Annotated in this window: 2 protein-coding genes; one reads left to right on the forward strand and one right to left on the reverse strand. The window is 69.3% G+C overall.

The annotated features are described in order from the left end of the window. Positions 1–451 precede the first annotated feature (451 nt). Positions 452–1,204, forward strand: coding sequence for a hypothetical protein (locus tag QOZ89_RS47025; protein ID WP_312630398.1), 753 nt, complete (start codon positions 452–454; stop codon positions 1,202–1,204). A gap of 204 nt (positions 1,205–1,408) precedes the next feature. Here QOZ89_RS47025 and QOZ89_RS47030 read toward each other — a convergent pair whose 3' ends face one another. Further along, a complete protein-coding gene (locus QOZ89_RS47030; protein ID WP_312630399.1) occupies positions 1,409–2,188 on the reverse strand; it encodes an alpha/beta fold hydrolase in 780 nt (259 codons plus the stop codon). Positions 2,189–2,323: the final 135 nt, after the last annotated feature.

The following is a 2,323-nucleotide window of genomic DNA, read 5'->3' on the forward strand; positions in this document are numbered from 1 at the left end:
CTCGCCACGAGTCGATGATCCCATCCAGCAAGATCCCGATCAAGCAACCTACTGACTACACTTCGGACAACACAGGCCAAAGTGCCAGGCTGTGCGCGTAGCGATCTTCGAGCACTCGCAAGTTCGGACTAGACGACGTCAGGGTCGCGCCGCCCCGGTGTTCCCAGCTCCGCCGGAGCTGAGCGCGGTGCCCGCGCGTACAGCAGGATCACGGCGGAGCAAGGGGAATCCTGCTCACCTGACATCCCGGCAATCCGTTCTGGCCGATCTCGCCGCGCAGTGGAACCGCCGGCGGCCCGGCCGCGTCCAAGCGCGCATGACACGAGCGTTTCGTTACGGCCGCCGTCCGTGCGGTCCACGACGGTCGATTTTCGCCACGATCACGCTGGTGGCGGTGGTGTCGGGAGTGGCGAGCTGCGGTGACAGTCCCAGCGGCGCGATTCGGTATCCCATGGGGCGGTCGGACCTCGTGCTCACCTGGGAGGAGGCCAATGGGCTCGCACCGGCCGGTTACAGCGGCGCCGGGGTGACGTCCACCTCGTTCCTCCAGTTGCCGTTGCTGCTCGTTTACGGGGACGGGACGGTCATTGGCTTCCGGAACGCACCGGCGGCCGGAACGCCGCCCATGTTGCCCCCTCTCTTCGTCCGCCAGCTGGATGCCGCGGGTATGCGGGAGCTGTTGGCCACGGCCGACCAGGATCGGCTGTTGCGGCGGCGGTCCTACCGGTCTGCGACCGCCGAGCAGACACCCGACGCGGGGCTGACCACCCTGACAATCTCGGCGAACGGACAGACGTACGTGCACCGGGCGTACGGCCGCACCATCGACTCGTCCGGCGCCCGCCGACAGCTCAACCGCTTCATCGAGCGGCTCACCGACCTCGATGCCCTGGCCAGCCCGGGTCACGTCACTCCGGCTGAGCTGTACCGGCCCAACTCCTACGCCGTCCGTGCGCGGCCAGTGGACCAGCAGGGGGGTGCCGACGACGGCACGGGGGAGGCCGCTGGGGGGGAATCCGCGAATGTCGTCGGCTGGCCGACCGGCGCGGGTTCGCTCGCCGACGCCCAGCGGTGCCTTGTGGTCCGCGGCCCGGAGGTGGATCGGGTCCTCGCCGCCGCGACCTCCCGCACCCGGTTCCGGGATGGCGCGACCGTGTACCAGGCGACCGTCCGAGTCCTGCTGCCGGGCCTGAGCGGCTGCTGACCCGAACCGCCAGCACGCTGCGCGTCGTGGTCCAGCCAGTCAGCCCTCGGGCGCCGGCGCACCGTCGTCGGGCGCGCCGTCGCTAGTCGGAATCTTCCTGCCCGGACGATGAATACGGCCAACATGACCACGGCAGCGAAGATCATAACGACGCTCGAGTGGCAAGGGGCGGCGCTAGCCTGCCCACGTTCCGGTCCTTTTCGATCAGGCCCGTCGCGGGATTTGGTGTGGGACGGTGGCCAGCCGGTTCGTCTCGCCGGCGAGGATGTCGGCGAGCGCGGGCACCGCCGTCACGAACGGGGAGTGCGCGGTGTCCAGGGTGTGGACGGCATCGACCCGCGCGGCCTGGTGCATCCGGCGCTGGCATGCAATCGGGAGCGCGAGATCCCGCGTGGTCTCGACGTAGACCTTGCGGATCTGTCCCCATCGCTCGTCGGTGAGTGCTACGGGCTCGGCGGCCACGAGGGGCGATTCGGGTACCAGCAGTGCGCCGAGGCGGCCGTAGTCGGTCTCCGGGACGTCGGTGTAGAACGTCTCGCGGCCGAGCTCGACCGGTACATAACTGACGCGTCTTTCCTCGTCGAACCGCTGGCTGGTGATGACCAGCGAGTCGGCGAAGTCCTGGTGGCCGCCGATGTCGATCAGCGACTGGCCGTCTGCCGGGACGAACGCGGCCAGGTACACCAGGCAGCCGACCAGGTCGGGCACGATCTCGGCCGCCTGGGTGATGGTGACGCCGCCCATGCTGTGCCCGACCAGGATGACCGGCCCGCGGGCGGCGTGGATCCGTTCGACGACGGTCTCGACGAAGTCGGCGAGGGTCGCGGTGGCGGCCACGGCGGGATCGTCGCGGCCGGGGAGGTCGACGGCGTCCACCGCGTATCCACGTCGCCGTAGTTCCGCTGTCAGCGGCTGCCAGCTGGCGCCTCGGTGAAATGCGCCGTGTACCAGGAGTAAGCGGCCATCCGTGGCCTCTGAGCTCATCGTCGGCCTTTCGTCGTTCTCGCTGGTTCTTGCCGCTGCTGTTCGGCGTTGAGCGGTGTTCGGATGACGCCCGGCGGTCGATCAACGCCCCGTGCCCTGCCTGGCGCGGGTCACGGTCCGACGTCTTCTTCGTGG

Origin of the sequence: Pseudofrankia coriaricola (genome assembly GCF_032027725.1) — a bacterium.
Taxonomy (GTDB): domain Bacteria; phylum Actinomycetota; class Actinomycetes; order Frankiales; family Frankiaceae; genus Pseudofrankia.

Bases quoted from the DNA above. Each gene is read 5' to 3' on its own strand.
- QOZ89_RS47030 (WP_312630399.1), bottom strand. From the start codon at position 2,188: ATGAGCTCAGAGGCCACGGATGGCCGCTTACTCCTGGTACACGGCGCA.
- QOZ89_RS47025 (WP_312630398.1), top strand. From the start codon at position 452: ATGGGGCGGTCGGACCTCGTGCTCACCTGGGAGGAGGCCAATGGGCTC.